This window comes from Pseudomonas quasicaspiana, from assembly GCF_021147825.1.
In the GTDB taxonomy this organism is placed as follows: Bacteria; Pseudomonadota; Gammaproteobacteria; order Pseudomonadales; family Pseudomonadaceae; genus Aquipseudomonas; species Aquipseudomonas quasicaspiana.
Genome location: NZ_JAGTPI010000082.1, coordinates 1 through 23224 on the forward strand (window position 1 = coordinate 1; position 23224 = coordinate 23224).

General features: G+C 57.4%; 17 protein-coding genes. 6 read left to right on the forward strand and 11 right to left on the reverse strand.

Going from position 1 to position 23224, the window contains the following annotated elements; all coding sequences use genetic code 11:
• Positions 1-292: 292 nt before the first annotated feature.
• From fabI to gloB, 8 genes are all read right to left on the reverse strand, one after another.
• The gene (fabI, locus tag KDX30_RS27295) at positions 293-1087 is read right to left on the reverse strand and encodes an enoyl-ACP reductase FabI (protein WP_027902846.1); all 795 of its coding nucleotides are present in this window, start codon (positions 1085-1087) and stop codon (positions 293-295) included.
• An 18-nt stretch (positions 1088-1105) separates the two neighbouring features.
• Complete coding sequence (locus KDX30_RS27300; RefSeq protein ID WP_231678028.1) at positions 1106-2716, reverse strand: ABC transporter ATP-binding protein; 1611 nt, start codon at positions 2714-2716, stop codon at positions 1106-1108.
• 1 nt (position 2717) lies between these two features.
• On the reverse strand, positions 2718-3737 hold the full coding sequence (locus KDX30_RS27305; protein ID WP_027902844.1) for an ABC transporter permease: 1020 nt from the start codon (positions 3735-3737) through the stop codon (positions 2718-2720).
• A 1-nt stretch (position 3738) separates the two neighbouring features.
• Positions 3739-4812, reverse strand: coding sequence for a microcin C ABC transporter permease YejB (locus KDX30_RS27310; protein ID WP_027902843.1), 1074 nt, complete (start codon positions 4810-4812; stop codon positions 3739-3741).
• Position 4813: 1 nt separating this feature from the next.
• A complete protein-coding gene (locus tag KDX30_RS27315) occupies positions 4814-6667 on the reverse strand; it encodes an extracellular solute-binding protein (RefSeq protein ID WP_231678029.1) in 1854 nt (617 codons plus the stop codon).
• Positions 6664-8493 carry an extracellular solute-binding protein gene (locus tag KDX30_RS27320; RefSeq protein ID WP_231678030.1) on the reverse strand — a complete coding sequence of 610 codons (1830 nt, stop codon included), beginning with the start codon at positions 8491-8493 and terminating at the stop codon, positions 6664-6666. Before KDX30_RS27320 ends, KDX30_RS27315 begins: the two co-directional genes overlap by 4 nt.
• Positions 8494-8741: 248 nt before the next feature.
• Positions 8742-10328, reverse strand: coding sequence for a lytic transglycosylase domain-containing protein (locus KDX30_RS27325; RefSeq protein ID WP_231678031.1), 1587 nt, complete (start codon positions 10326-10328; stop codon positions 8742-8744).
• 99 nt (positions 10329-10427) lie between these two features.
• Positions 10428-11207, reverse strand: a complete 780-nt coding sequence (gene gloB / locus KDX30_RS27330; RefSeq protein WP_231678032.1) for a hydroxyacylglutathione hydrolase — start codon at positions 11205-11207, stop codon at positions 10428-10430.
• A 70-nt stretch (positions 11208-11277) separates the two neighbouring features.
• Between gloB and KDX30_RS27335 the strand changes: the two genes are divergently transcribed.
• From KDX30_RS27335 to KDX30_RS27350, 4 genes are read left to right on the forward strand one after another with little or no spacing between them, the layout of a single operon-like run.
• Positions 11278-12039: a class I SAM-dependent methyltransferase gene (locus tag KDX30_RS27335; protein WP_027902838.1), complete on the forward strand. Its 762-nt coding sequence runs from the start codon at positions 11278-11280 to the stop codon at positions 12037-12039.
• A gap of 28 nt (positions 12040-12067) precedes the next feature.
• Positions 12068-12520, forward strand: coding sequence for a ribonuclease HI (gene rnhA / locus KDX30_RS27340; protein ID WP_027902837.1), 453 nt, complete (start codon positions 12068-12070; stop codon positions 12518-12520).
• On the forward strand, positions 12513-13274 hold the full coding sequence (gene dnaQ, locus KDX30_RS27345) for a DNA polymerase III subunit epsilon (protein ID WP_095099470.1): 762 nt from the start codon (positions 12513-12515) through the stop codon (positions 13272-13274). Before rnhA ends, dnaQ begins: the two co-directional genes overlap by 8 nt.
• Before the next feature lie 45 nt (positions 13275-13319).
• Positions 13320-13865 carry a GNAT family N-acetyltransferase gene (locus KDX30_RS27350; RefSeq protein WP_231678033.1) on the forward strand — a complete coding sequence of 182 codons (546 nt, stop codon included), beginning with the start codon at positions 13320-13322 and terminating at the stop codon, positions 13863-13865.
• Positions 13866-14164: 299 nt separating this feature from the next.
• On the opposite strand, the gene KDX30_RS27355 is transcribed toward KDX30_RS27350, so the two are convergent.
• Entirely contained in the window at positions 14165-14374 is a 210-nt protein-coding gene (locus KDX30_RS27355) for a hypothetical protein (RefSeq protein ID WP_027902834.1), read from the reverse strand.
• A gap of 292 nt (positions 14375-14666) precedes the next feature.
• Between KDX30_RS27355 and KDX30_RS27360 the strand changes: the two genes are divergently transcribed.
• Together KDX30_RS27360 and KDX30_RS27365 are read left to right on the forward strand one after the other, a co-directional pair.
• Positions 14667-15230 carry an NADPH-dependent FMN reductase gene (locus KDX30_RS27360; RefSeq protein ID WP_099267264.1) on the forward strand — a complete coding sequence of 188 codons (564 nt, stop codon included), beginning with the start codon at positions 14667-14669 and terminating at the stop codon, positions 15228-15230.
• Between the two features lie 127 nt (positions 15231-15357).
• Positions 15358-20526 carry a dermonecrotic toxin domain-containing protein gene (locus tag KDX30_RS27365; protein WP_231678034.1) on the forward strand — a complete coding sequence of 1723 codons (5169 nt, stop codon included), beginning with the start codon at positions 15358-15360 and terminating at the stop codon, positions 20524-20526.
• A 124-nt stretch (positions 20527-20650) separates the two neighbouring features.
• Here the strand turns inward: KDX30_RS27365 and KDX30_RS27370 are convergent, their stop codons facing one another.
• Positions 20651-21802 (reverse strand): acyl-CoA dehydrogenase family protein, encoded by a 1152-nt coding sequence (locus KDX30_RS27370; protein WP_231678035.1) that lies wholly within the window; start codon positions 21800-21802, stop codon positions 20651-20653.
• 3 nt (positions 21803-21805) lie between these two features.
• Positions 21806-22894 (reverse strand): enoyl-CoA hydratase/isomerase family protein, encoded by a 1089-nt coding sequence (locus tag KDX30_RS27375; RefSeq protein ID WP_231678036.1) that lies wholly within the window; start codon positions 22892-22894, stop codon positions 21806-21808.
• Between the last annotated feature and the right edge of the window lie 330 nt (positions 22895-23224).

Sequence of the window (23224 nt, forward strand, 5' to 3'; positions counted from 1 at the left end):
GTGGGCAACCCGGCAGGACGCCGGGTTAGCCGCATTGGGCCATGGATGGCCCGTTGCGGCGGCCCACGGTTCAGGATCTGCGGGCGGGTACACCGAGCGCCAGCGAGGTGCCGAGTGGTGGGGTAAAGGCCTTTTGGTTACTTTTGGGCCCCAAAAGTGACGCGCCGTAAGGGCGCAACCAACAGATGAATTAACCGCAATAACGGATATGTACACATAAGCAAGAAAACGCCCACAAAAAAAGCCCGCAACTCTCACAAGCTGCGGGCTTTCTCACAGGCGTACTCGAAGATTACTCTTCGATATTGCCCATAGCGGTCGTGTTGAAACCACCGTCCACATACATGATTTCGCCGCTGATGCCGGACGCCAGGTCCGAACACAGGAACGCGCCAGCGTTGCCGACTTCATCAATGGTCACGTTACGACGCAGCGGAGTTTGCGCTTCGTTCGCCGCCAGCATCTTACGGAAGTTCTTGATACCCGAAGCCGCCAACGTACGAATCGGACCAGCCGATACCGCGTTGACGCGAGTGCCGTCCGGGCCCAGGCTGCCTGCCAGATAACGTACACCGGCTTCCAGACTGGCCTTGGCCATGCCCATCACGTTGTAGTTCGGCATGGTGCGCTCGGCACCCAGATACGACAGAGTCAGCAGGCTGCCATTGCGGCCTTTCATCATCTCGCGACCGGCTTTGGCCAGTGCCACGAAGCTGTAGGCGCTGATGTCGTGAGCGATACGGAAACCGTCACGGGTGGTGGCTTCAGTGAAGTCGCCATCCAGCTGGTCGCCTGGAGCGAAGCCAACGGAGTGAACGATCACATCCAGGCCGTCCCACTTCTTGCTCAGGTCTTCGAAGACCTTGGCGATTTCTTCGTCACTGGCTACGTCACAAGGGAAGCACAGCTCAGGGCCCGAGCCCCAGCCAGCGGCGAATTCTTCGACGCGACCTTTGAGTTTGTCGTTCTGGTAGGTGAAGGCAAGCTCTGCACCCTCGCGATGCATGGCGGCAGCGATGCCGGATGCGATGGACAGTTTGCTAGCGACACCGACGATCAGGACGCGCTTACCGGCGAGAAAACCCATGTGTTGTTCCTCTTCAGGTTAATCGACAGCTACTGGTGCCAAAAAGGCGGCTTCCAGCAACTGCTGTGTATAAGAATGTTGCGGTGCGGCAAAGATTTCTTGCGCATCACCCTGTTCGACCACTTGACCCTGCTTGACCACCATCAATTGGTGGCTGAGGGCTTTGACGACAGCCAGGTCATGGCTGATAAACAAATACGTCAGGTTGTACTTGGTTTGCAGCGAGCGCAGTAGCTCGACTACCTGACGCTGCACTGTCCGGTCGAGCGCCGAAGTGGGCTCGTCCAGCAGAATCAGCGCCGGTTTCAGTACCAGTGCCCGGGCAATGGCGATTCTCTGCCGTTGCCCACCGGAGAACTCGTGAGGGTAGCGGTGCCGGGTTTCCGGATCCAGTCCTACCTCTCTGAGCGCTTCGATAATCGCCGTTTCCTGCTCGGCCGCCGTGCCCATGCGGTGGATTCGCAGGCCTTCGCCGACGATTTCACCGACTGACATCCGTGGGCTCAGGCTGCCAAACGGGTCCTGAAAAACCACCTGCATCTGTCGACGCAACGGACGAATCTGTTGCTGCGACAGGCAGTCTAGCGTCTCGCCCTGAAAACGTATGACACCCTTGCTACCGATCAGGCGAAGAATTGCCAGGCCCAACGTCGATTTGCCCGAGCCGCTTTCACCAACAATCCCCAGCGTCTGCCCTTTGGGCAGACTGAAGTGGATGCCGTCCACAGCCTTGACGTGATCAACGGTCCTTTTGAACAGACCTTTCTTGATCGGAAACCAGACCTTCAGATCCTCAACCTCCAGCAGCGGTGCGCCAGCCGGGTTGGCTGCCGGGCCGCCACTGGGCTCTGCGCTGAGCAGGATTTTGGTATACGGATGCTGGGGCGAACGAAACAATTCGTCACAGGACGCTTGTTCGACGATGCAACCGCGCTGCATGACACATACGCGGTTGGCTATTTGCTTCACAACGTTCAAGTCATGGCTGATAAGCAGCAATGCCATACCCAAACGCGACTGCAATTCCTTGAGCAGTTCGAGGATTTTCAGCTGCACCGTCACGTCCAGCGCGGTGGTGGGCTCGTCGGCAATCAGCAGTTCCGGCTCGTTGGCCAGGGCCATGGCGATCATCACCCGTTGCCGTTGGCCGCCCGATAACTCATGGGGCAGGGCTTTCAGGCGTTTTTCTGGTTCCGGAATGCCCACCAGCTCCAGCAGCTCAAGGGTACGGCGGGTCGCGTCCTTGCCGGTCAGGCCTTTGTGCAGACCGAGAACTTCGTTGATCTGCTTCTCGATCGACTGCAATGGATTGAGCGAAGTCATCGGTTCCTGGAAGATCATCGCGATTCGATTGCCGCGAATCTTGCGCAGCTTTCTCTCGTCCAGGGTCAACAGGTCCTGACCGGCGTAGCGAATGGTGCCGCTCGGGTGGCGAGCCAGCGGGTAGGGCAGCAGGCGCAGAATCGAGTGCGCGGTGACTGATTTGCCGGAGCCACTCTCACCCACCAGCGCCAGGGTTTCGCCCCGGCGAATGTCAAAATTGATGCCTTCGACCACGCGCTGACAGCCTTCGCCGGACACGAACTCGACGGCCAGATCGCGGATCTCGATCAGATTGTCATTGTTCATTTCATTTCCTTGGGTCGAAAGCATCGCGGGCGGATTCGCCGATGAACACCAGCAGGCTCAACATCAGGGCCAGTACCGCGAACGCGCTGATGCCCAGCCATGGGGCTTGCAGGTTGGATTTACCCTGGGCAACCAGTTCGCCCAGTGACGGCGACCCGGCAGGAAGGCCAAAGCCAAGGAAGTCCAGCGCGGTCAGGGTACCGATGGCGCCGGTGAGGATAAACGGCATGAAGGTCATGGTCGAGACCATGGCATTGGGCAGGATATGGCGGAACATGATTGCGCCGTTTTCCATGCCCAGTGCACGGGCTGCGCGTACATATTCCAGATTGCGCCCGCGCAGGAACTCGGCACGGACCACATCCACAAGGCTCATCCAGGAAAACAGCAGCATGATGCCCAGCAACCACCAGAAGTTGGGCTGCACGAAGCTGGCCAGGATGATCAGCAGATACAGCACCGGTAACCCGGACCAGACTTCCAGAAAGCGTTGCCCGACCAGATCCACCCAGCCGCCGTAAAACCCCTGCAAAGCACCGGCGATGACGCCGATGATCGAGCTGAGTATCGTCAAGGTCAGGGCGAACAGCACCGAAATCCGGAAGCCGTAGATCACCCGGGCAAGCACGTCCCGACCCTGATCGTCCGTACCGAGCAGGTTTTCCGCGGAGGGCGGGGCAGGGGCCGGGACTTTCAGGTCGTAATTGATGCTCTGGTAGCTGAACGGGATCGGTGCCCACAACGTCCAGCCGCCTTTGGCCTCAAGCAGTTCCTTGATGTAGGGGCTTTTGTAATTGGCTTCCAGGGGGAATTCGCCACCAAAGGTGGTTTCCGGATAGCGTTCCAGCACCGGGAAGTACCACGCGCCGTCGTATCGAATGGCCAGTGGTTTGTCATTGGCGATCAGTTCCGCGCCCAGGCTCAGAACGAAGAGGATCAGGAACAGCCACAGCGACCACCAGCCGCGCTTGTTGGCCTTGAAACGCTCGAAGCGTCGGCGATTCAGAGGAGACAACTTCATATCAATGTTTCCTGCTTTCGAAGTCGATGCGCGGGTCCACCAGGGTGTAGGTGATGTCCCCGATCAGTTTCACCACCAGCCCCAGCAGGGTGAAGATAAACAACGTACCGAACACCACGGGATAGTCGCGGTTGATGGCGGCTTCGAAACTCATCAGGCCCAGGCCGTCGAGGGAGAAAATCACTTCCACCAGCAGTGAACCGGTAAAGAAAATACCGATGAACGCCGACGGGAAACCGGCAATCACCAGCAGCATTGCGTTGCGGAACACGTGGCCGTAGAGAACGCGATTGTTGCTCAGACCCTTGGCCTTCGCGGTCGTCACGTACTGCTTGCCGATCTCGTCGAGAAAACTGTTTTTGGTCAACAGGGTCATGGTCGCGAAGTTGCCGATCACCAGTGCGGTAACTGGCAGCACCAGGTGCCAGAAATAATCGAGAATCTTGCCGCCCGCGCTCAGCTCGTCGAAATTGTTCGAGGTCAGGCCGCGCAACGGGAACCAGTCGAAGTAACTGCCTCCGGCAAACAGCACGATCAGCAGGATGGCGAACAGGAAGGCCGGGATCGCGTACCCGACGATGATTGCCGAGCTGGTCCAGACGTCGAAGTGGCTGCCATGTCGGGTGGCTTTGGCGATCCCCAGCGGGATCGACACCAGGTACATGATCAGCGTGCTCCATAACCCGAGGGAAATGGACACCGGCATCTTTTCGATGATCAGGTCGACGACCTTGGCGTCACGGAAGAAGCTGTCGCCGAAATCCAGATGGGCGTAGTTCTTGATCATGATCCACAGACGTTCCGGCGCTGACTTGTCAAAGCCGTACATCTTTTCGATTTCTTTCACCAGGGCCGGGTCTAGGCCTTGGGCCCCGCGGTAGTTGGAACCGGCCACCGAGACTTCTGAGCCGCCGCCAGCGATTCGGGTGGTGGCGCCCTCGAAGCCTTCGAGCTTGGCGATCATTTGCTCTACCGGCCCGCCAGGGGCTGCCTGAATGATCACAAAGTTGATCAACAGGATGCCGAACAGCGTCGGGATGATCAGCAGCAGGCGCCGCAGGATATAAGCCAGCATGTCAGCGCTCCTCCTTCTCGGCGTCTGCATCGGGAACCGGCTGCTGCGGCGGTGCAGGTTTCACATCCGGTTTTACCCACCAGTTGGACAGGCCGATATCCGACAGGGCTTTCGCCTGCGGATGCGCCAGGTGATCCCAATAAACGATCCGCCAGCTCTTGATATGCCAGTTGGGCACCATGTAGAAGCCCCACAGCAGCACGCGGTCCAGGGCACGGGTATGGGCGATCAGGCTTTCCCGGGAGTCTGCGTTGATCAGGCCGTCCACCAGGGTATCGACCGCCGGATCTTTGAGACCCATGAAATTGCGGCTGCCGGTGCGGTCGGCGCTGACCGAATGGAAGAACTCACGTTGTTCGTTACCCGGCGACGAGGATTGCGGAAAACTGCTGACAATCATGTCGAAGTCCCGCGAGCGCAAGCGGTTCATGTACTCGGCCACATCCACGCGGCGGATGGTCAGTTCAATACCAAGGTCCTTGAGGTTGCGCTTGTAAGGCAGCATGACCCGCTCAAAGGCAGTCTGCGCCATCAGGAACTCCAGCTTGACCGGGTTGCCTTGCGCATCGGTCATATGGTCGTCCTTGATGCGCCAGCCGGCTTCTTGCAGCAACTGATAAGCACGGCGCATTTGCGGCCGAATCATGCCGCTGCCGTCGGTGGTTGGCAGCACGAATTCATCCGTGAACACTTGATCAGGAATCTTGCCGCGCAAAGGTTCGAGCAGTTTCAGCTCCTCACCAGAGGGGAGGCCGCTGGAGGCCATTTCGGAGTTGTCGAAGTAGCTTTTGGTGCGCGTATAGGAGCCGTTGAACAACTGTCTGTTGGTCCATTCGAAATCGAACAGCAGGGTCAGCGCCTCACGCACTTTCGGGTCCCGGAACACCGGGCGGCGTAAATTCATTGCGAAGCCCTGCATACCCTGCGGGTTGCCGTTGGGCAGCTCTTCCTTGATCAACCGACCTTCGCGCACGGCCGGGATGTCGTAGGCCGCGGCCCAGTTCTTCGCGGTATTTTCCAGGCGATAGTCGTATTGACCGGCTTTCAGTGCCTGCAACGCCACGTCGCTGTCGCGATAGTAGTCGTAGTTCATCACGTCAAAATTGTACTGGCCACGGTTGACCGGCAGGTCTTTGGCCCAATAATCCTTCACCCGTTCGTAGCGCACCGAGCGCCCGGCTTTAACCTCGGCGACTTTGTAAGGGCCGCTGCCCAACGGGAGTTCAAGGTTGCCTTTGTTGAACTCGCGAGTGGCCCAGAAGTGCTTGGGCAGTACCGGTAACTGGCCAAGGATCAACGGCAACTCGCGACTGTGGCTATCCTTGAATTTGAACAGCACCCGCAGCGGGTCCTCGACGACCACCTTCTCGACGCCTGCGTAATAGGCGCGGTACATCGGGGCGCCGTCCTTGATGAGGGTGTTGAAGGTGAACTCCACGTCTTCGGCACGGATGGGGTGGCCGTCATGGAAGCGTGCCTCGGGGCGCAGGTAGAAGCGCACCCAGGTGTTGTCCGGCGCTTTTTCGATCTTGCCCGCGATCAGGCCGTATTCTGTAAGCGGCTCGTCGAGGCTGGAACGGGCCAGTGTGTCGTAGATCAGGCCGAGGTCTTCAGCGGGCGCGCCCTTGTTGATAAACGGGTTGAGACTGTCGAAGCTGCCAAAGCCTGCCTGGCGAATGGTGCCGCCCTTGGGCGCATCTGGATTCACATAGTCAAAGTGCTTGAAGTTGGCCGGGTACTTCGGCGCTTCGTCATACAGCGTCAGGGCGTGCTGGGGCGCAGCCTGGGCGGTGCAGGCAATGCCGACCAGCAACAGGCCGCCAGCCTGCTTGAGCAGGGAACGCAACGGGTTCATTGGGTCTTCTCCAGAGGCTTTATCCACCACGCACGCAAACCCAGGGTATAGGGCGGGGTGGTGACCATGGCGAACCGGTTGCGGTACGCCAGGCGATGATTGTTCAAGTACCAGTTGGGGATCATGTAGTGCTGAGACAGCAGGACTCGATCCAGCGCGCGCGCGGCTGCCACTTGCGAGTCCCGTGTCTGCGCGGCGAGTAGTTGATTGAGCAGTCCGTCGACCACCGGACTGGCCACGCCCGCGTAATTCTTGCTGCCCTTTATGGCGGCCTGGCTCGAGTGGAAATACTGCCACTGCTCCAGGCCGGGGCTAAGGGTTTGCGTCAAGGTCATGCTGATCATGTCGAAATCGAACTGGTCCAGCCGCTGCTTGTATTGGGCACGGTCGACCGTACGTAAGCGGGCGTCAACGCCGATCCGGCGCAAGTCTTCAATAAACGGCTGCTGGATACGCTCAAGGCTTGGGTTGACCAGCAGGATCTCAAAGCGCATTTGCTGGTCCTTGGCGTTCACCAGTCCGTGGTCCGAGAGCTTCCAGCCTGCTTCGCCAAACAGCTTCAGCGCTTTACGCAGGGTTTCACGGGGGATGCCGCCGCCGTCGGTTTTCGACACGGTGAACGGCTGGGTGAACAGGCTTGGCGGCAATTGCTCGCGATAAGCTGATAGCAGCAACCATTCGGCACCGGTAGGCAGACCCGTCGCGGAAAACTCGCTGTTGGGGTAGTAACTCGTGGTGCGCGAATAGGCATCGCTGAACAGGGTGCGATTGGTCCATTCAAAGTTGAACATCAGTCCCAGTGCTTCACGCACCCGGGCGTCGGCGAACATTGCGCGCCGGGTGTTCATGAACAGGCCCTGAGTCTGGGTCGGAATCTTGTGCTCTATCTGTGCCTTGATCACCTGGCCATTGGCTACAGCCGGGAAGTTGTAGCCTGTGGACCAGTTCTTGGCCTGATGCTCGATGTAGATGTCGAACTCGCCTGCTTTAAATGCCTCGAAGGCGACGTCGCTGTCGCGGTAGAACTCGACTTCAACCCGATCAAAGTTGTACTTGCCGCGATTGACCGGCAGATCCTTGCCCCAGTAGTCCTTCACCCTTTCGAAGACCAGTTGGCGACCGGGTTGCACCTTTGTAATCCGATAAGGCCCACTGCCCAGTGGCGGCTCGAATGTCGTGGCCTTGAAGTCACGGTCTTTCCAATAGTGTTGCGGCAGCACCGGCAATTCGCCCAAACGCAGGATCAACAGGGGGTTGCCGGTGCGTTTGAAGACGAAGCGAATACGGTGGCGATTGAGAATGTCGACCCGCTGCACTTCCTGCAGGGCAGTGCGGTACTGGGGATGGCCGTCTTTGAGCAGGGTGCGATAGGAGAACGCAACGTCATAGGCCGTGATTGGCTTGCCGTCATGGAAGCGGGCTTGCGGGCGGATGTTGAAGACTACCCAGCTGCGATCCTCACTGAACTCGACACTTTGCGCGATCAGGCCATAGCTTGACGTCGGTTCGTCGCCGGAAGGATCGTATTGCCCGGTGCCCACCATCAATGGCTCGTTGAGCTCATTGATGCCGTATTGCAGGAAGTTGGCCGTTGAAATCGGGCTGCTGCCCTTGAAAGTGTAAGGGTTGAGCGTGTCGAATGAACCGAAAGCCATCATTCGCAAGGTGCCACCCTTCGGCGCCTCGGGATTTACCCAGTCGAAATGCGTAAAGCTGGCTGGATACTTGAGGACACCGAACTGCGCGTAGCCATGACTCTCGCTGATGGCCGCGTAGACGGGAAAGCTCAAGGCCAGGCTGATGATGAGCAGGAAGGGACGTATCACGATCCAGACGGCTTGGGCTTTTGGGTCGTCAACAGTAACAGCTTGTATCGACAGGAAAAAGGGTTGCAGTTGAGCGAGACGTTTGCGGGGGAGATGACTTGTGGGAGCGAGGCTTGCCCGCGATAAGGCTGGACGCGATATCCCTGACATCTGCGGCGACTTTATCCGCCCCCACAGGTTTCGAGTGAAGCTTGATACAGCATTGCTTACCCGCCCGGAGGGTGGTCCGAGGCGGGCTAGAGGATGCATCAATGCGGCAGATAAACAGTCAGCGTCTGGCCTGGCTTGAGTGCCGAACCGCTGCGCGGGTTCCAGCGTTTGAGATGTTGCATCTCTACGTTGAAGCGCTTGGCAACCAGGTACATCGAGTCGCCTTTCTGGATCTTGTACTGCATGGACTTCTTGTCAGCCGGTACTGCACTGGCGGTCGCCGTGCTCTTGGCTTTCACACTGTTGTCCTGCAAAACCAGCGTCTGACCGACCTTCAGGTTCTGTCCGGAAAGCTTGTTCCAGCGCTGCAGATCCTTGACGTCGACCTTGTTCGCCTTGGCGATGATTGACAGGTTTTCACCGCTCTTGACCGTGTAATTCTTGCTGCGAGCTGGTTTTTCGTTACGCGCCAGCTCTTCGAACACAGGTTTTGAAGGCGTCATGCCCGGCTGGGTCGGAATACTCAACGATTGCCCCAGACGCAAATTGTTGCCGGACAGCCCGTTGGTGCGCTTCAGCGAATCGACTGAAACCTGATAGCGGCTGGCGAGGCTGGCCAGTGTGTCGCCCTTGCGGACCCGGTACTGCTGCCAGTCCACCAACTCCTGAGGTTTCATGTTCGACAGGCTGGCGGTCAGCAATTGCGTCTTGGCCGTTGGCACCAGCAGATGTTTGGGGCCGTCGATGGTCATGCGTTTCTTGAAAGCGGGATTGAGCTGGATCAGCTCGTCTTCGTCGATGTTGGCCATCGCGGCGACCTTGGACAGGTCGACGCGCTGGTTCAGTTCCACAACGTCGAAATACGGTTCGTTGGCGATAGGATTGAGGTTTACGCCGTAGGCCTCGGGTGCAAGCACCACCTGGGACAGCGCCAGCAGCTTGGGCACGTAGTCCTTGGTTTCCTGCGGGAGGGGCAAATTCCAGTAGTCGGTTGGCAGGCCAAGCTTGTCGTTACGCTCAATCGCGCGGCTGACCGTGCCTTCACCCGCGTTATAAGCCGCCAGAGCCAGAAGCCAGTCGCCGTTGAACATGTCGTGCAGGCGCGTCAGGTAATCCAGTGCAGCAACGGTGGATGCCTGAATGTCACGGCGGCCGTCGTAGAAACTGGTCTGACGCAGATTGAAATAACGCCCGGTAGACGGGATGAACTGCCACAGACCTACTGCCTGGCTGCGAGAAACCGCCATGGGGTTGTAGGCGCTTTCGATGACCGGAAGGAGCGCCAGCTCCAGTGGCATATTGCGCTCTTCGAGGCGTTCAACGATGTAGTGCATGTACAGGCTGCCGCGTTCGCCTGCGTTCTCGAGGAACGACGGGTTGTTGGCGAACCAGAGGCGTTGTTGGTCAATGCGAGGGTTAAGGCCGTTGCCTTGTTGCAACTGGAAACCCTGACGCATGCGCTCCCAGACATCTTGCGGGGGCGCGAGTGGGGCAGGTTTATGAGAGAGAAAGATCGGCTTTTGCTTGATGCCCGCAGCCAGATTGGGCGTGCGGTGGCTACTGCTGGGTTCGACGTGGCTAGTGGTCTGGCAGCCGGCAAGCGTGGCGCTCACGGCTACGGCAATAGCCTGAGCTAACCGGGTCAATGCGTCTGAATTAATGGTTCTGCGTATAGATGACGACATTGGCTGGGAGATAGTTCCAGGCGAAAATGTCGGGCGATTCTAGAAACCCACCTGCCAATGGTCAACCTTTCAACGATTTTGTGCTCAAGAACGCGCTTTTTAGAACGTGTCCTTCCAAGCCCTCAAGGCAGCAAAAATCTCGCTTGGCGACTGATTATCGGTCCCGGTCCGTTCGTCTGCTTTTTGTTTAACAGATGTTTCACTGGTACGAATGAATGGGTTTGTGAGACGTTCCAGTGCCAGATTTGATGGCAGGCTGATGCGATTTTCACTTCGCCATTGCGTCACTTGCGTCAGACGCTCTGCAATATGGGTGTTGTGCGGTTCGACCGCTTGTGCGAAACGCAGATTGCTCAGTGTGTATTCGTGGGTGCAGTACACCAGCGTGTCGTCCGGCAGGTCGTTGAGACGGCCCAGCGACTGGTGCATTTGTACCGGTGTGCCCTCGAACAGGCGTCCACAGCCCGCCGCAAACAATGTGTCACCACAGAACAGCAACGGCTTCTCTGGCCTGGCGTGGTAAAACGCGATGTGGCCAAGAGTGTGACCAGGAACGAGGATGACTTCGAAATCCAGTCCAAGCACGTTGATCCGATCCTTATCGACAAGGCTGATGTCTCGCGCAGGAATGTTTTCTGTCGCTGGACCGGATACCTGGGCGCTGGTGAGCTGTTTAAGCTGCGCGACGCCGCCGACATGGTCGTGATGATGGTGAGTGATCAGGATGTCGCTCAGGGTCCAGTCCGGATGTTGCTCCAGCCATTCGATGACCGGCGCAGCGTCGCCCGGATCCACTACCGCACAGCGTTTGCTGGAAGGATCTTGTAACAACCAGATGTAGTTGTCGGTAAAAGCCGGCAGGGCATCAATCTGTATCATGGCGCAGTTCGCTTAGCTGGAAACAATAAGGCATCTTAGAGTCTGATGACGCTCGATGCGAGGATCACACATGACAGATGAAGCATTCGCGCAGGCTGATCCTGAGTGGCTGGCGCTGATCAGTTCGGCACGCGACTGGCTGTCAGGCCCGTTGGGCCAGCTTTTATTGCAGGAAGAGCGACGCATTCTGGAAGAAGAACTCGGGCGCTTTTTTGGTGGCTATCTGGTGCATTACGGCCCTTCGGCCGAAACCCCGCCTGCGGCACACCAGGTTCAGCGCAATGTGCGCCTGGGCGCACCTCTGCCGGGCGTTGAGATTGTCTGTGAAGAGCAGGCCTGGCCGCTCAGTGAGCATGCCGCCGATGTTGTGGTCATGCAGCACGGCCTGGATTTCTGCCTGTCGCCTCATGGGTTGTTACGCGAGGCGGCCAGCAGCGTGCGGCCCGGCGGGCATCTGTTGATCGTGGGTATCAACCCCTGGAGCGCCTGGGGGTTGCGCCATGTTTTTGCCAAGGATGCGTTGCACAAAGCGCGCTGCATTTCCCCGTCAAGGGTCGCCGACTGGCTGAATCTGCTGGGCTTCGCACTGGAGAAGCGCCGCTTCGGGTGCTATCGTCCGCCGCTTGCTTCCGCGAGCTGGCAAGCGCGTCTTTCCGGTCTTGAGCGTCTTGGCGATGGCTGGCAAAGCCCCGGCGGTGGCTTCTATTTATTAGTTGCACGCAAGCTGGTGGTAGGATTGCGACCTTTGCGGGAATTACGCCGCGAGCCGATGGGCAAGCTGATCCCGCTGCCCATGGCCAAGGTCAATCGCGACACGTGCGAGCCTGAATAGCAAAGCCAACCCATTCTGGATGTTTGTAATGAGCGATACCGTTGAACTGTTCACTGATGGCGCCTGCAAGGGCAACCCCGGGCCTGGCGGCTGGGGCGCGTTGCTGGTCTGCAAGGGCGTTGAAAAGGAACTGTGGGGCGGCGAAGCCAATACCACCAATAACCGCATGGAGCTGCTGGGCGCGATTCGAGGCCTGGAAGAGCTCAAGCGTCCCTGCGAAGTTCTGCTGGTGACCGACTCTCAATACGTGATGAAAGGCATCACCGAGTGGATGGTCAACTGGAAGAAGCGCGGCTGGAAGACGGCTGCCAAGGAGCCGGTCAAGAATGCCGATCTCTGGAAACTGCTGGATGAACAAGTCAATCGCCACACCGTGACCTGGAAATGGGTGCGCGGCCACATTGGTCACGCCGGCAACGAGCGGGCCGACCAGTTGGCTAACCGTGGTGTGGATGAAGTAAGAGGCATCAAACATGCGTAGCGTTGTACTCGACACCGAAACGACCGGTATGCCGGTCACCGATGGCCACCGGGTCATCGAGATTGGTTGCGTCGAACTGATGGGCCGTCGCCTGACCGGGCGGCATTTCCATGTTTATCTGCAACCAGACCGGGAAAGTGATGAAGGCGCTATCGGCGTCCACGGTATCACCAACGAATTTCTGGTCGGCAAGCCGCGCTTCGCCGAAGTCGCGGATGAGTTCTTCGAATTCATCAAAGGCGCGCAACTGATCATTCATAACGCGGCGTTCGACGTTGGCTTCATCAACAACGAATTTGCCTTGATCGGTCAGCAGGACAGGGCTGATATCACTCAGCACTGCACCGTGCTCGACACCTTGATGATGGCTCGCGAGCGTCACCCGGGTCAGCGCAACAGCCTCGATGCGTTGTGCAAACGTTATGGCGTCGACAACTCGGGCCGTGAATTGCACGGCGCTTTGCTCGACTCCGAGATTCTTGCTGACGTTTATCTGACCATGACTGGCGGCCAGACCAGCCTGTCCTTGGCTGGTAACGCCAGTGACGGCAACGGGTCGGGTGAAGGTTCAGGTAATACGGCGACCGAAATTCGTCGTTTGCCAGCTGACCGTCAGCCATGCCGTGTCATCCGTGCAAGTGAAAACGACCTCGCCGAGCATGACGTGCGTATGGCGGCCATCGCCAAGGCTGCTGGTGCCCCGGCGTTGTGGGTGCAGTTGCAGGAAGCCGCAGCCGCTGCCCGACAGGCGTAACACACCGCTCGACCGATTCATTGGCAACTGAATGGACTCACGACTTTGGCTAATCCGGCACTGAGTATTCGCGTTGCAGACGAATGCTTCGAGGACTACATCCTCAACAGCGAATTCACATTCACCGTCAGTGGTTATGCGGCGGTGCAAGTGGGGCTGAGTGTTGATCAATGGCAGGTCGAAGCGGTCGAGCCCTACAGCAAAAACTATGGCATCGACTCTCAGGAGTTCTGCGACTATCGGGACGCCGCCGACAGTACGGTGATGGTTGCCTGGCTGGGCGAGCGCGCCGTCGGACACATGGTCCTGAGTCGCCACTGGAACGGTTATGCGCACGTCGATGAATTGGCTGTCGATGCATCAGCGCGCCGTCACGGTGTGGCGAGGGCATTGCTGGATGTGGCGCAGTTCTGGACGCGCAAGCAGGATCTGCCAGGCATCATGCTGGAAACCCAGAACAACAACCTTGCGGCTTGCCGGTTATATGAGCGATATGGATTCGTTGTCGGTGGGGTAGATCATCTGCGATACCGCGCCATCGATCCTCAGACCCGTGAGTCCGCGATCTTCTGGTATCTGTTGCTCAGTTGACCGACCCTGTAGGACCAGGCTTTAGCCTGGAGGTGGGCGTTCTGACTGCGCAGATGTTGTGGATGCAATGGTTTGATCGCAACTAAAGCTGCTCTTATCAAACAGAATGCAATCTACTGGATTGAAACGCGTTTTCTGTAGGAGCTGCCGAAGGCTGCGAAGCATCCATCCTGACACACCGCGATCGCAGCCTTCGGCAGCTCCTACAGGTCCAATGTTTGCTTCACAACAGCCCTGTGTCAGGGCACACAGCAATCCCCTGCACATCTCAAGCGATCGTAAGAACGGCGCTCGTGCTATCAGGACGTACGCGTCATGGTAATACCGGACTGGACCAACTGAAACTCATCGCCACCCAGATGGTTGACGCGGTCTCCAATCGCCAGTTTGTAGATTGAAACAGGCTCCGTGCCACTAGCTTCAGACAGTTGCTCCCGGAACTCATGCACCGAATAAACACGGCCTTCGGCATCGCGTGCATGAAATTGTCCAACCTTGATTGAAGCCATTTGCTTTGTAACCTCTGAAGATAACCGCATGTTTACTGTTGCATGCTAACACTGCGCATCGAGCGCCGGGTTCATATCCTGCATGACTCGGACAGAACGCAGTGCGCAGTGCGCAATCAAGCGAAGTAGACCGCTGTTTGGACGCGGAGTTTTCCCGCGATTAAAAAATAATCTCGGCCGGGTTTTATGCTGTTTGTGATGTTTAATGCTCTATCGCGGCAATGCAATCTGCACCTTGGCCCCGACTTGATCTATAACTAATGGCTCTTTTCATACGTTGAAGGAAATATCCATGAGTCAGGTTTACTCAATCGCCGTGGTAGTGGGCAGTCTGCGTGCTGATTCGATCAATCGGAAGATCGCACTGGCCCTCGCCGATCTGGCTCCGGCCAACCTGCAACTGAAGATCGTCGAAATCGGCGATTTGCCGCTTTATAACGAAGACATCGACACGGCTACTTCAAGCCCTGAAAGCTACACGGCGTTCCGTCAGCAAATCAGCGCGGCCGACGGCGTTCTGTTCGTGACGCCGGAATATAACCGATCGGTTCCAGGTGCTCTGAAGAATGCTATTGACGTGGGCTCGCGTCCGTACGGCAAAAGCGCCTGGAGTGGCAAGCCCGGTGCCGTGATCAGCGCTTCGCCTGGCGCCATTGGAGGGTTTGGCGCCAATCATCATTTGCGCCAGTCGCTTGTGTTCCTCAACGTGCCGTGCCTGCAACAGCCCGAAGCTTACCTGGGCAACGCCGGTTCATTTTTTGATGCGGCGGGAACCCTGTCCGAGCAGACCAGGCCTTTCCTGCAAACTTTCATCGATGCCTATGCCGCCTGGGTTGAGCAGAACCACAAGGCCTGATCCGACAGAGTTGGGCGTGCGCTGCTTTATGTACCGTCTGCAATGATTTAACCCCCGATAAGCTCCTTTGCTCTTTCAACCCATCGTCCAGAGAGGCGGTGGGTTTTCATTGCAAAAGGAACTTGTCATGTCATCTACAGATTCACCCTGGTTCTATTCCGGGTCGCTCAGTTCGCGCTTGCCGCTGGACATTGCCGATGCGCTTGAAGCCGGGCGCATCACCGACCAGCAGGCCCGGTGGCTTGAACTGCTCGTCCAGCCCGGGGACGACCAGACGAGCGCGCCGCGGGTTGATCGATTGTCCCGCGGTGACGACGGGCTGATACACGCTGAGCTGGCGGGCGCATTGTTGATCAGCGACGCCACGAATCTCACCCCCGACGTTTATCTCTGTAGCCCCCTCAATGGCGTAGAGAGATTCAGCACTCGTCAGGAACTGGTGGCCGGGTTAACCGCGCGGTTCGGTCTGCGAAGTGGCGACCCGGCACAATTCGAATACGAGCACATCGAAGGTGATGTGTCCGGTCACCGGATGCTCTCGATCGTCGATCAGCAAGCGCAGCAACTTGAGCAGCTGTCACGTTGCCTGCAGCGTTTGCCGTCACTACGCGCCGCCGTGGGCGAAGCTCTGAAGCAAGAGGTTGCCACTCGTTTTCCTGGCTCGCAGCTTAACGTGCTCACCCATATCGCGCAGATCAAGCAGGCTGATAACGGCACACAAAAAGGCGCCATTCTGGGTACGCAGACGCTCGTTGATGTTGCAATACGGGGTTTTTGTGGCACGCCTTTGATCAGCGGAATACGACAGCAATGGCTGGACATCGAAGGCAATGAGCTGACGGGGGAAGCAGCCAGCTCATGGCAGCGAGCGGTCACCCGGGTTTCAGGCACTCTGACCGGTGTTTATGAAAACCTTCTGGATGATTACTGGCGCACCTGGGTAGTGGACGGTATGACTCGTCGTGATGTGCTCGGTCAGGCATACATCGGTTGTTTTCGACATCATTTGCTGAATGCCCGGCAGGACTGCACGGTCACCGTTGCTGAATATGCTGAACTCAAGACTCTGTGTCAGGCAGATGGGCGAGTATCAGGCAGCTTGGAAATGTCGCGGGTTTCGGTCGCGATACGCGATGCGGAACCGCTCAAGCTGGCGGGCGTCGTGTTGATCGGATTCACCTCTGAGCTGCTGTCGGATATTTTCCTGTATTGCGCTAAACGCGGCTTACGAAGGTTCAATAGCGTAGGCGCGGTGGCTGAGCATTTCGCCGGTATCGAGGGCCGCACCGAAATGTTTGACTACACATCGCTCGACGATGACAAGTTGTTGCGTGCTCAAGGCGCGGTTCACCTGAGGCTGGACCCGGTGAACAAGACTCCACTCATAAGGCTCGCCGATTCAGCGATTGCACTACAAAAGCGCAACCTTGCCGGCATCCTGAAATCTGCCTTCAAGTCCCCCGCTCAAGCCTCGGTATCCCTCGAGGTTGCACTGGATATTCGGTATCTGATTGACCCACGTCTGGTCATCGCCGGTGAGACAACACAGTGGAGCGAGGCGCTGGCGGGATCCGAGCAGCTCTGGACCAGCTTCAGTTCACCTTCGAGAATTTCTGCATTGGGTATCCAGATCAAGGATGCCAGCGAGGCTGCGCCGCTGCTGTGGGCAACTTACCTGCGTGATGCACGCATGCGGGTCGACAGTATTTTCGATGCTCACCCAACCGTTTCTGAATGCGCTCGCAGACTCCTGAATCGATATTTTTCGGTATTGCACAGTGGTGCCGTGGATGCCCAGCGCATGTGGTTTCGCGATGACGATGGCAGCGTTGTGAGTTTATCCGTGCTGCTTCTGGATCGGGTCACAGGGCATCGCGAGACCACGGTGCCTGAGGATTGCAAGGTGTACGTCGATCCACCTGATTCTGCTTACGCCATGCATCTGTCATGGTTGACGCCGGAATTGCTCGATCACGTAATGAACCGCGCCCGGCAGAGCTTTGCCAAGGAGTACCTGGATCAGGTCAGGGCGTTTTATGGTTCGCAATTGCGGGTGCGCGGTTCCAGAGTGATTTCGGCTAATGCCTCGCGCCTGATTCAGGAGGGGCTGATCAGACTTGCCCTGAGCATGCACCGCACATCCAGCGAGGTGAGTAAAAACGCGCTGGATATGCTTGAGCAAGTGCTGGACCGTCCCCTGTTCAAGCTTCGTGAGCGATTTGGTTTCGAGGCCGTCGAAGTGTCCATTCCTTATCTGATTTACGACAGTAGTCAGCCGCCCTTGCAACTCACTAATGTGTTCGTCCTCCAGCAGCCCTTGAGCGGCAATGGCAAGCCGCTGCTATGTTCTGCGGTGCTCGGCCTCATGGAGTTTGAAAGCATCAGTGCACTCCAGCTCGAACTCAATGCCAGGCTTGCGTATCCCGGATCCCGAGACCGATGGCTGAACCTGCTCGCAGAGTCGGATCAGCCAAGGCTTCTGGCGTTTTTCAGTCGCAGCGCGGTACCGTCCATCACCATCAATCTGGCGCGGATCGACGAGGATTTCATCGAGCGTATTGTCGAGGATGAGCTTAGTCGGCAATGCCTTGGTATCGAAGCCGCTTACCGAGCGGCGGTTGCCTGGAAGGCCGATGCCGGACTGCTGAAAAGAATGCTTATTCCGGTGGCGTCGGATGACAAGTCACGAACAGTCATTGACACGTTGTCCTGTAGGCTTGAGTACACCCTGTTACGAAGGCTCATGCCTGATTGGCTGAAGAACGCCCCTGAAAGCGACATGTCAGCATTCAGAGGGCTGTTGGTGCGTTTCTGGCAGCTCTACACATCGCGACAACGAGTGGTTTCTCTTGCATCGCTGGATCAATACACCGCCGAACAGGTTCGCGACCGGTTACAAAAGGATTTTCCCGCCGCGCAGCTAGACCCAGAGCAAATATTGATCACCCTCACGCACTACAGCGCCGCACCGGTGGGCATTGGGCAGATACCTTCGTCGATTCCTGCGGCAACCAGCACAGTCAGCGAAAACCTGTCTGATTTCGCCATCAATCACTTTTCCAGTTTCCAGAATGCATCCCTGAGTGTTTCGACCAGCAACGCGACACCGTTGCCTGCCTCCCTGGATGCTATCTATGTGCGCAATATGGCCCGAACTCTGGATGTCGGTGCTGGTTATCAGCAATACCTGAAGGGCAAATTCAGTGACACTTCGCCGGACTACCTCGAACGACTCGGTCAGTTTATAGAGCAGGCGCCGTGTGCATTGCTGCTGATGGCTTTCCAGTTAAAGCTCCAGGGCGCATTGACCAGCACCGCTTACGGGTTTATCGAAAATCTGATCGATATGCCGGATGGGTTCGCCCGACTCCCTTTAGACGGACGAGCCATCATTTTCAGCCCGCTGCAATTGGTGCCTGCTCCTGGCTATCTGCCCGATGTTGCCACGGGGATTTATCTGATTGGTCCGCAAGATGGGGATAAAGGGCCATGGATTCTGCATGTCGTTGCCAGCGCTGATTACACCTTCAAGGAGTACACCAGCCAAGGGGAATTTCTAACCGAGTTGCAGACTAGTGCCGAGTTACAAGCGTTGGTGCTGGAGCGTCTGGATCCAAGCGTGCGTTTTGTCTATCAACGAGGAGGGTTTCTGACCCCTCGTCTTTCCTGGGTTACTGGCGGCTTTACGGATTTGGGCGACTCTAACCCAGCCCCGGTGCAATTAAAGGTCGAGGCGGTTCAGGAAAACTTTCTGTTAAGTCTGTTTCGGGCTGCGCAAGAGGTGATGCTGCTCATGGCCAGAAAAAAGAGCGTCAGTACGGCTGAGGCCGACCGCGCTGATTGGCATCATTTGATGTTACTGGGCGTGGAGCAGTCGCTGACGTTTTTACCCGGCAGGGTCGGCGGGCTGGTGAGCTTATGGCAGGCCAAGGATCTATTACATTCATCGCTGGACTCAGCCAAGGATAAGCAGTGGGGTGAGGCTGTTGCTGAATTTGCGGCGGCCTTGCTGGTGCTGATTACTACGGGGCAGCAGTTGAGTGAGGGCACAGTGCAACTTCAGGACAGCGACAGCGATCCTGACGAGGTGTCCGAACATCAATGGTATGACCCGCAGATGCAGCAGGGCCTTGAAGTCCTGTTGCGCAAGTTTGAGGTCCACGACGTTTCTCTGAGCCAGCTGGAAAAAGATAATACACGGCACGTTTTCAACAATCCTGCGACCCGCAAGCAATATGCTGCTGTGTCCGGCAGGGTTTACGAGGTGCGGAGCGGACCCGGTGGGTGGCACGTTATTGCAGACGAAGAAGAGGGGCCTCAGATCATCCTTGATGGCCAGCAACACTGGATGTTTGGTACGGGCGTTGGCAGGCGGCGTAACGGCGGGGCGCTGACTCGACTCAAGACCAATATGATTAATTACAACGTCGAAGATATTTTTACAGTGGACGCCAATGGGGTGGCCGAGATTCAGCGGTTGTATCCGCTGAAGTCCACGCAACTGGTCGAGGCTCATCGGCAAGCCAGGGTCTACCTCAGGAACGCCCTTGATAACCTGACCCTACGGCCCCCCAATCGTGTTCTTGATCCTCGCGTCGAGCAAATTTTCAAGGATTTCTTTGGCGTCAGGGCGTTAAGTAATGCGCTTGTCATTCCCGTTAAACTGGCGATTACTGATATTTATCGACTGCTACTCGACCCCACGCTTTCCCCGCATTCATCACAACGTTACGTGGTGGGCACCAACAAAATCGACTCCCGGGATGTCACCGCATTCACTTACACAGATGATCCGCTGAAAAGAGTGTTTCTGAGTGAGCGGTTTTTCGGTACGCCGTTTGTGCGCCTGAAGTCCGCGCAATCGAGGTTGGGTGGATTTAATGCCGGTGTCCATTTCCGTGCAACTGCCTTGATTCATGAGCTTTCCCATATTGCCGGGAAAACGGAAGATATCGCTTATCTGGACTCGGACAGACCGTATTTAGACCTGCTCGAGGATATTGGCGAGTACCGCATGCGCCTGAAGAGGGAGCAGGTCAGGGTCCAGAGCCGGCTTTCGCATCTGACCCCTCGTGATGAGCTATTCAAGGTGGAAGAGGAGAGCGGGACCTCGCGCGACATCAAGACCGCCGATGGCGGAGCCAAGGCCAAGGTGCTGAAATTGACTGACGCCCCCAACCTTGACGCTGCAAGAGACATATTCCTTGACGATGCGCTGATACGCGCCGAAGTGATAATGGCCAATGCCGATTCCGTAGCGTTGCTGGTGACACTGCTGGGGCGTCAACGGTTTTGACTCGGTGACTTGACCTGATGATGGGGGGGACCGGCTTTAGCCGGGAAGATGCCCTTACCGTCACTGAAAATTGATTGTCAGAAATATGGCCTTCCCGGCTTAAGCCGGTCCCACGCCGTCAGTATCAGATCAAGTAATGCTTAAGTTCCCTTGCAATCAACAGCCGCTGTATTTCGCTCGACCCTTCGTAGATCTGGGTGATGCGGGCATCCCGGTAATAGCGCTCGACCGGGTAGTCTTCCAGATAGCCGTAGCCGCCATGAATCTGGATCGCTTTGGAGCAGACCGACTCGGCCATCTCTGAAGCAAACAGCTTGGCCTGTGATGCTTCTGATAAACAGGGTTGGCCCGCACTGCGCAATCTTGCGGCATGCAGGACCAGCAAGCGTGTTGCGTTGATGCGGGTGTGCATGTCGGCAAGCAGATTGGAGATGCTCTGATGCTCAATGATTGGCTTGTCAAACTGCACCCGTTCCCGAGCGTAGGTCAACGCCGCTTCAAACGCGGCGCGGGCGATGCCAAGCGCTTGAGCGGCAATGCCGATTCGCCCACCTTCAAGATTGGAGAGGGCGATGGCCAGACCTTTGCCACGCTCGCCAAGCAGATTGGCTGCGGGTATGCGGCAGTTGTTCAGAGTGACGGCACAGGTGTCGGATGCGCGTATACCCATCTTGTGTTCAGAGCGATCCACTACGTAACCGGGGTTGTCGGTGGGCACCAGAAACGCTGACAGTCCTTTTTTGCCCAACTCCGGGTCGGTGACGGCAAACACGATCGCCAACTGCGCCCGCTTGCCATTGCTGACAAACTGCTTGGCGCCATTGATGACCCATTCATCTCCTTGCAGCACGGCCCGCGTGCGCAGGTTATGGGCTTCGGAACCGGCATGGGGTTCGGTCAGGCAGAAACAGCCAATGGCGCGTCCAGTGGCCAGGTCGGCCAGCCAGGTTTGCTTCTGCTCCTGGCTGCCATAGTTCAGGATCGGGCCGCAACCCACTGAACTGTGCACGCTCATCAGGGTGCCGGTGGCTGCATCGGCAGCAGAAATCTCCTCGACCGCCAGTGCATAGGCCACGTAGTCGATATAGGTGCCGCCCCATTCCTCAGGCACTATCATGCCCAGCAAACCCAGGTCGCCCATCTTGCTGACCAGCGCGTCATCGATCCAGCCTGCTTTCTCCCAGGCTTGTGCATGCGGCGCGATTTCGTTGCGGGCGAAATCCCTTGCCATGTCGCGGATCATCACTTGTTCTTCGGTGAGCTCAATATCGTGCATGACTCAATCTCCATGGCCGCTGAAAAAACTTTGCACACGCTCGGCGCTTAACGCTTTAACGATGGGCGGATTCCATTGCGGCTTCTTGTCTTTATCGACGATCAGCGCGCGTACGCCTTCGATCAGGTCGCCACGCTCAAACCATTGTTGATCCAGATACAGCTCCATCGCGAAGCAGTCCTCCAACGACAGATGACGCCCGCGCCGGAGCATTTCCAGCGTCACGGCCATGGCCAGGGGCGAGCGGCTGTCCATCAGCTTTGCGGTGTTCAGGGCCCAGGCATGGGTGTCGAGAACATTCACTTCACGCAGCTGCTCGATGATGCTTGTGATGTCCGGCTGTGCGAAGTAATGGTCGATGGCGGACCGCAGTTTTTCCAGCGGGGGATCAGGCAACCGCTGACTGGCGACTTTCGCCAGCGCCCCTTGCAGATCCTTGAGCGGCTGATTGCGCCATTGCAGGCGGTCGAGCTTGCGATCCAGTTCTGCGAGCATGTCGCTTTGCAGATACCAGTCGGCGAGTCCGCAGTACAACGCGTCTGCTGCGCCGATCTGCGCGCCCGTTACGCCCAGATAAATGCCCAGTTCGCCGGGAATTCTCGGCAGGAAGTAACTGCCGCCTACATCGGGAAAGTACCCGATGGCCACTTCCGGCATGGCCAGGCGGCTGCGCTCGGTGACCACTCGCAGGTCCGCGCCTTGCACGAGCCCCATGCCGCCGCCCAGGACGTAACCGTCCATGAGCGCAACAACCGGTTTGCGATAACGGTGAATGGTCAGGTCCAGGGCATATTCTTCGGCAAAGAAAGCCTGATGCAGGGGCTCGCCGTTTTTGAAGCTGTCGTAAAGCGAGCGAATATCGCCACCGGCGCAAAATGCCTTGTCTCCGGCACCTCGCAGGACCACGGCGTACACCGAGTCGTCCCGGGACCAGGCGTTCAGTTGCGTCTGAAGACTGCGCACCATGCTCAGGTCAATGGCGTTCAGGTCCGCCGGGCGATTGAGTGTCAGGTGGCCGATGTGATTGCGCACTTCGGCCAGAATGCTGTTGTCGGTGAGCGTCTTGAGGGCAGTTGAAGCAGATGCAGTCATTACAAACTCCCTGTTCGTTTTTGTTTTATAGGCTGCGAGAGATGACAGTCACGATGCTAACAGTGCAAATTTGCAAAAGACAGCCGGTAAAGGTGCATAGTCCTAGGGCGTTCTTGCAGGGTGCGGTGGTATCTGCTGTGGTTGTTCTTGGGTACATATCCGTTTCTGTGGTGATGGCTGGTATTGGTTGCGCTTTTACAGCGCCTCACTTTTGAACAGCGCAAAAGTAAGCAAAACGCTCTTGCCCCACCACTGGGTGCCTCGCTGTCGCTCGGCATACCCGTAATCCGACATTGCTGCGTGGGGCCGCCGCCACCGGCCATCCATGGC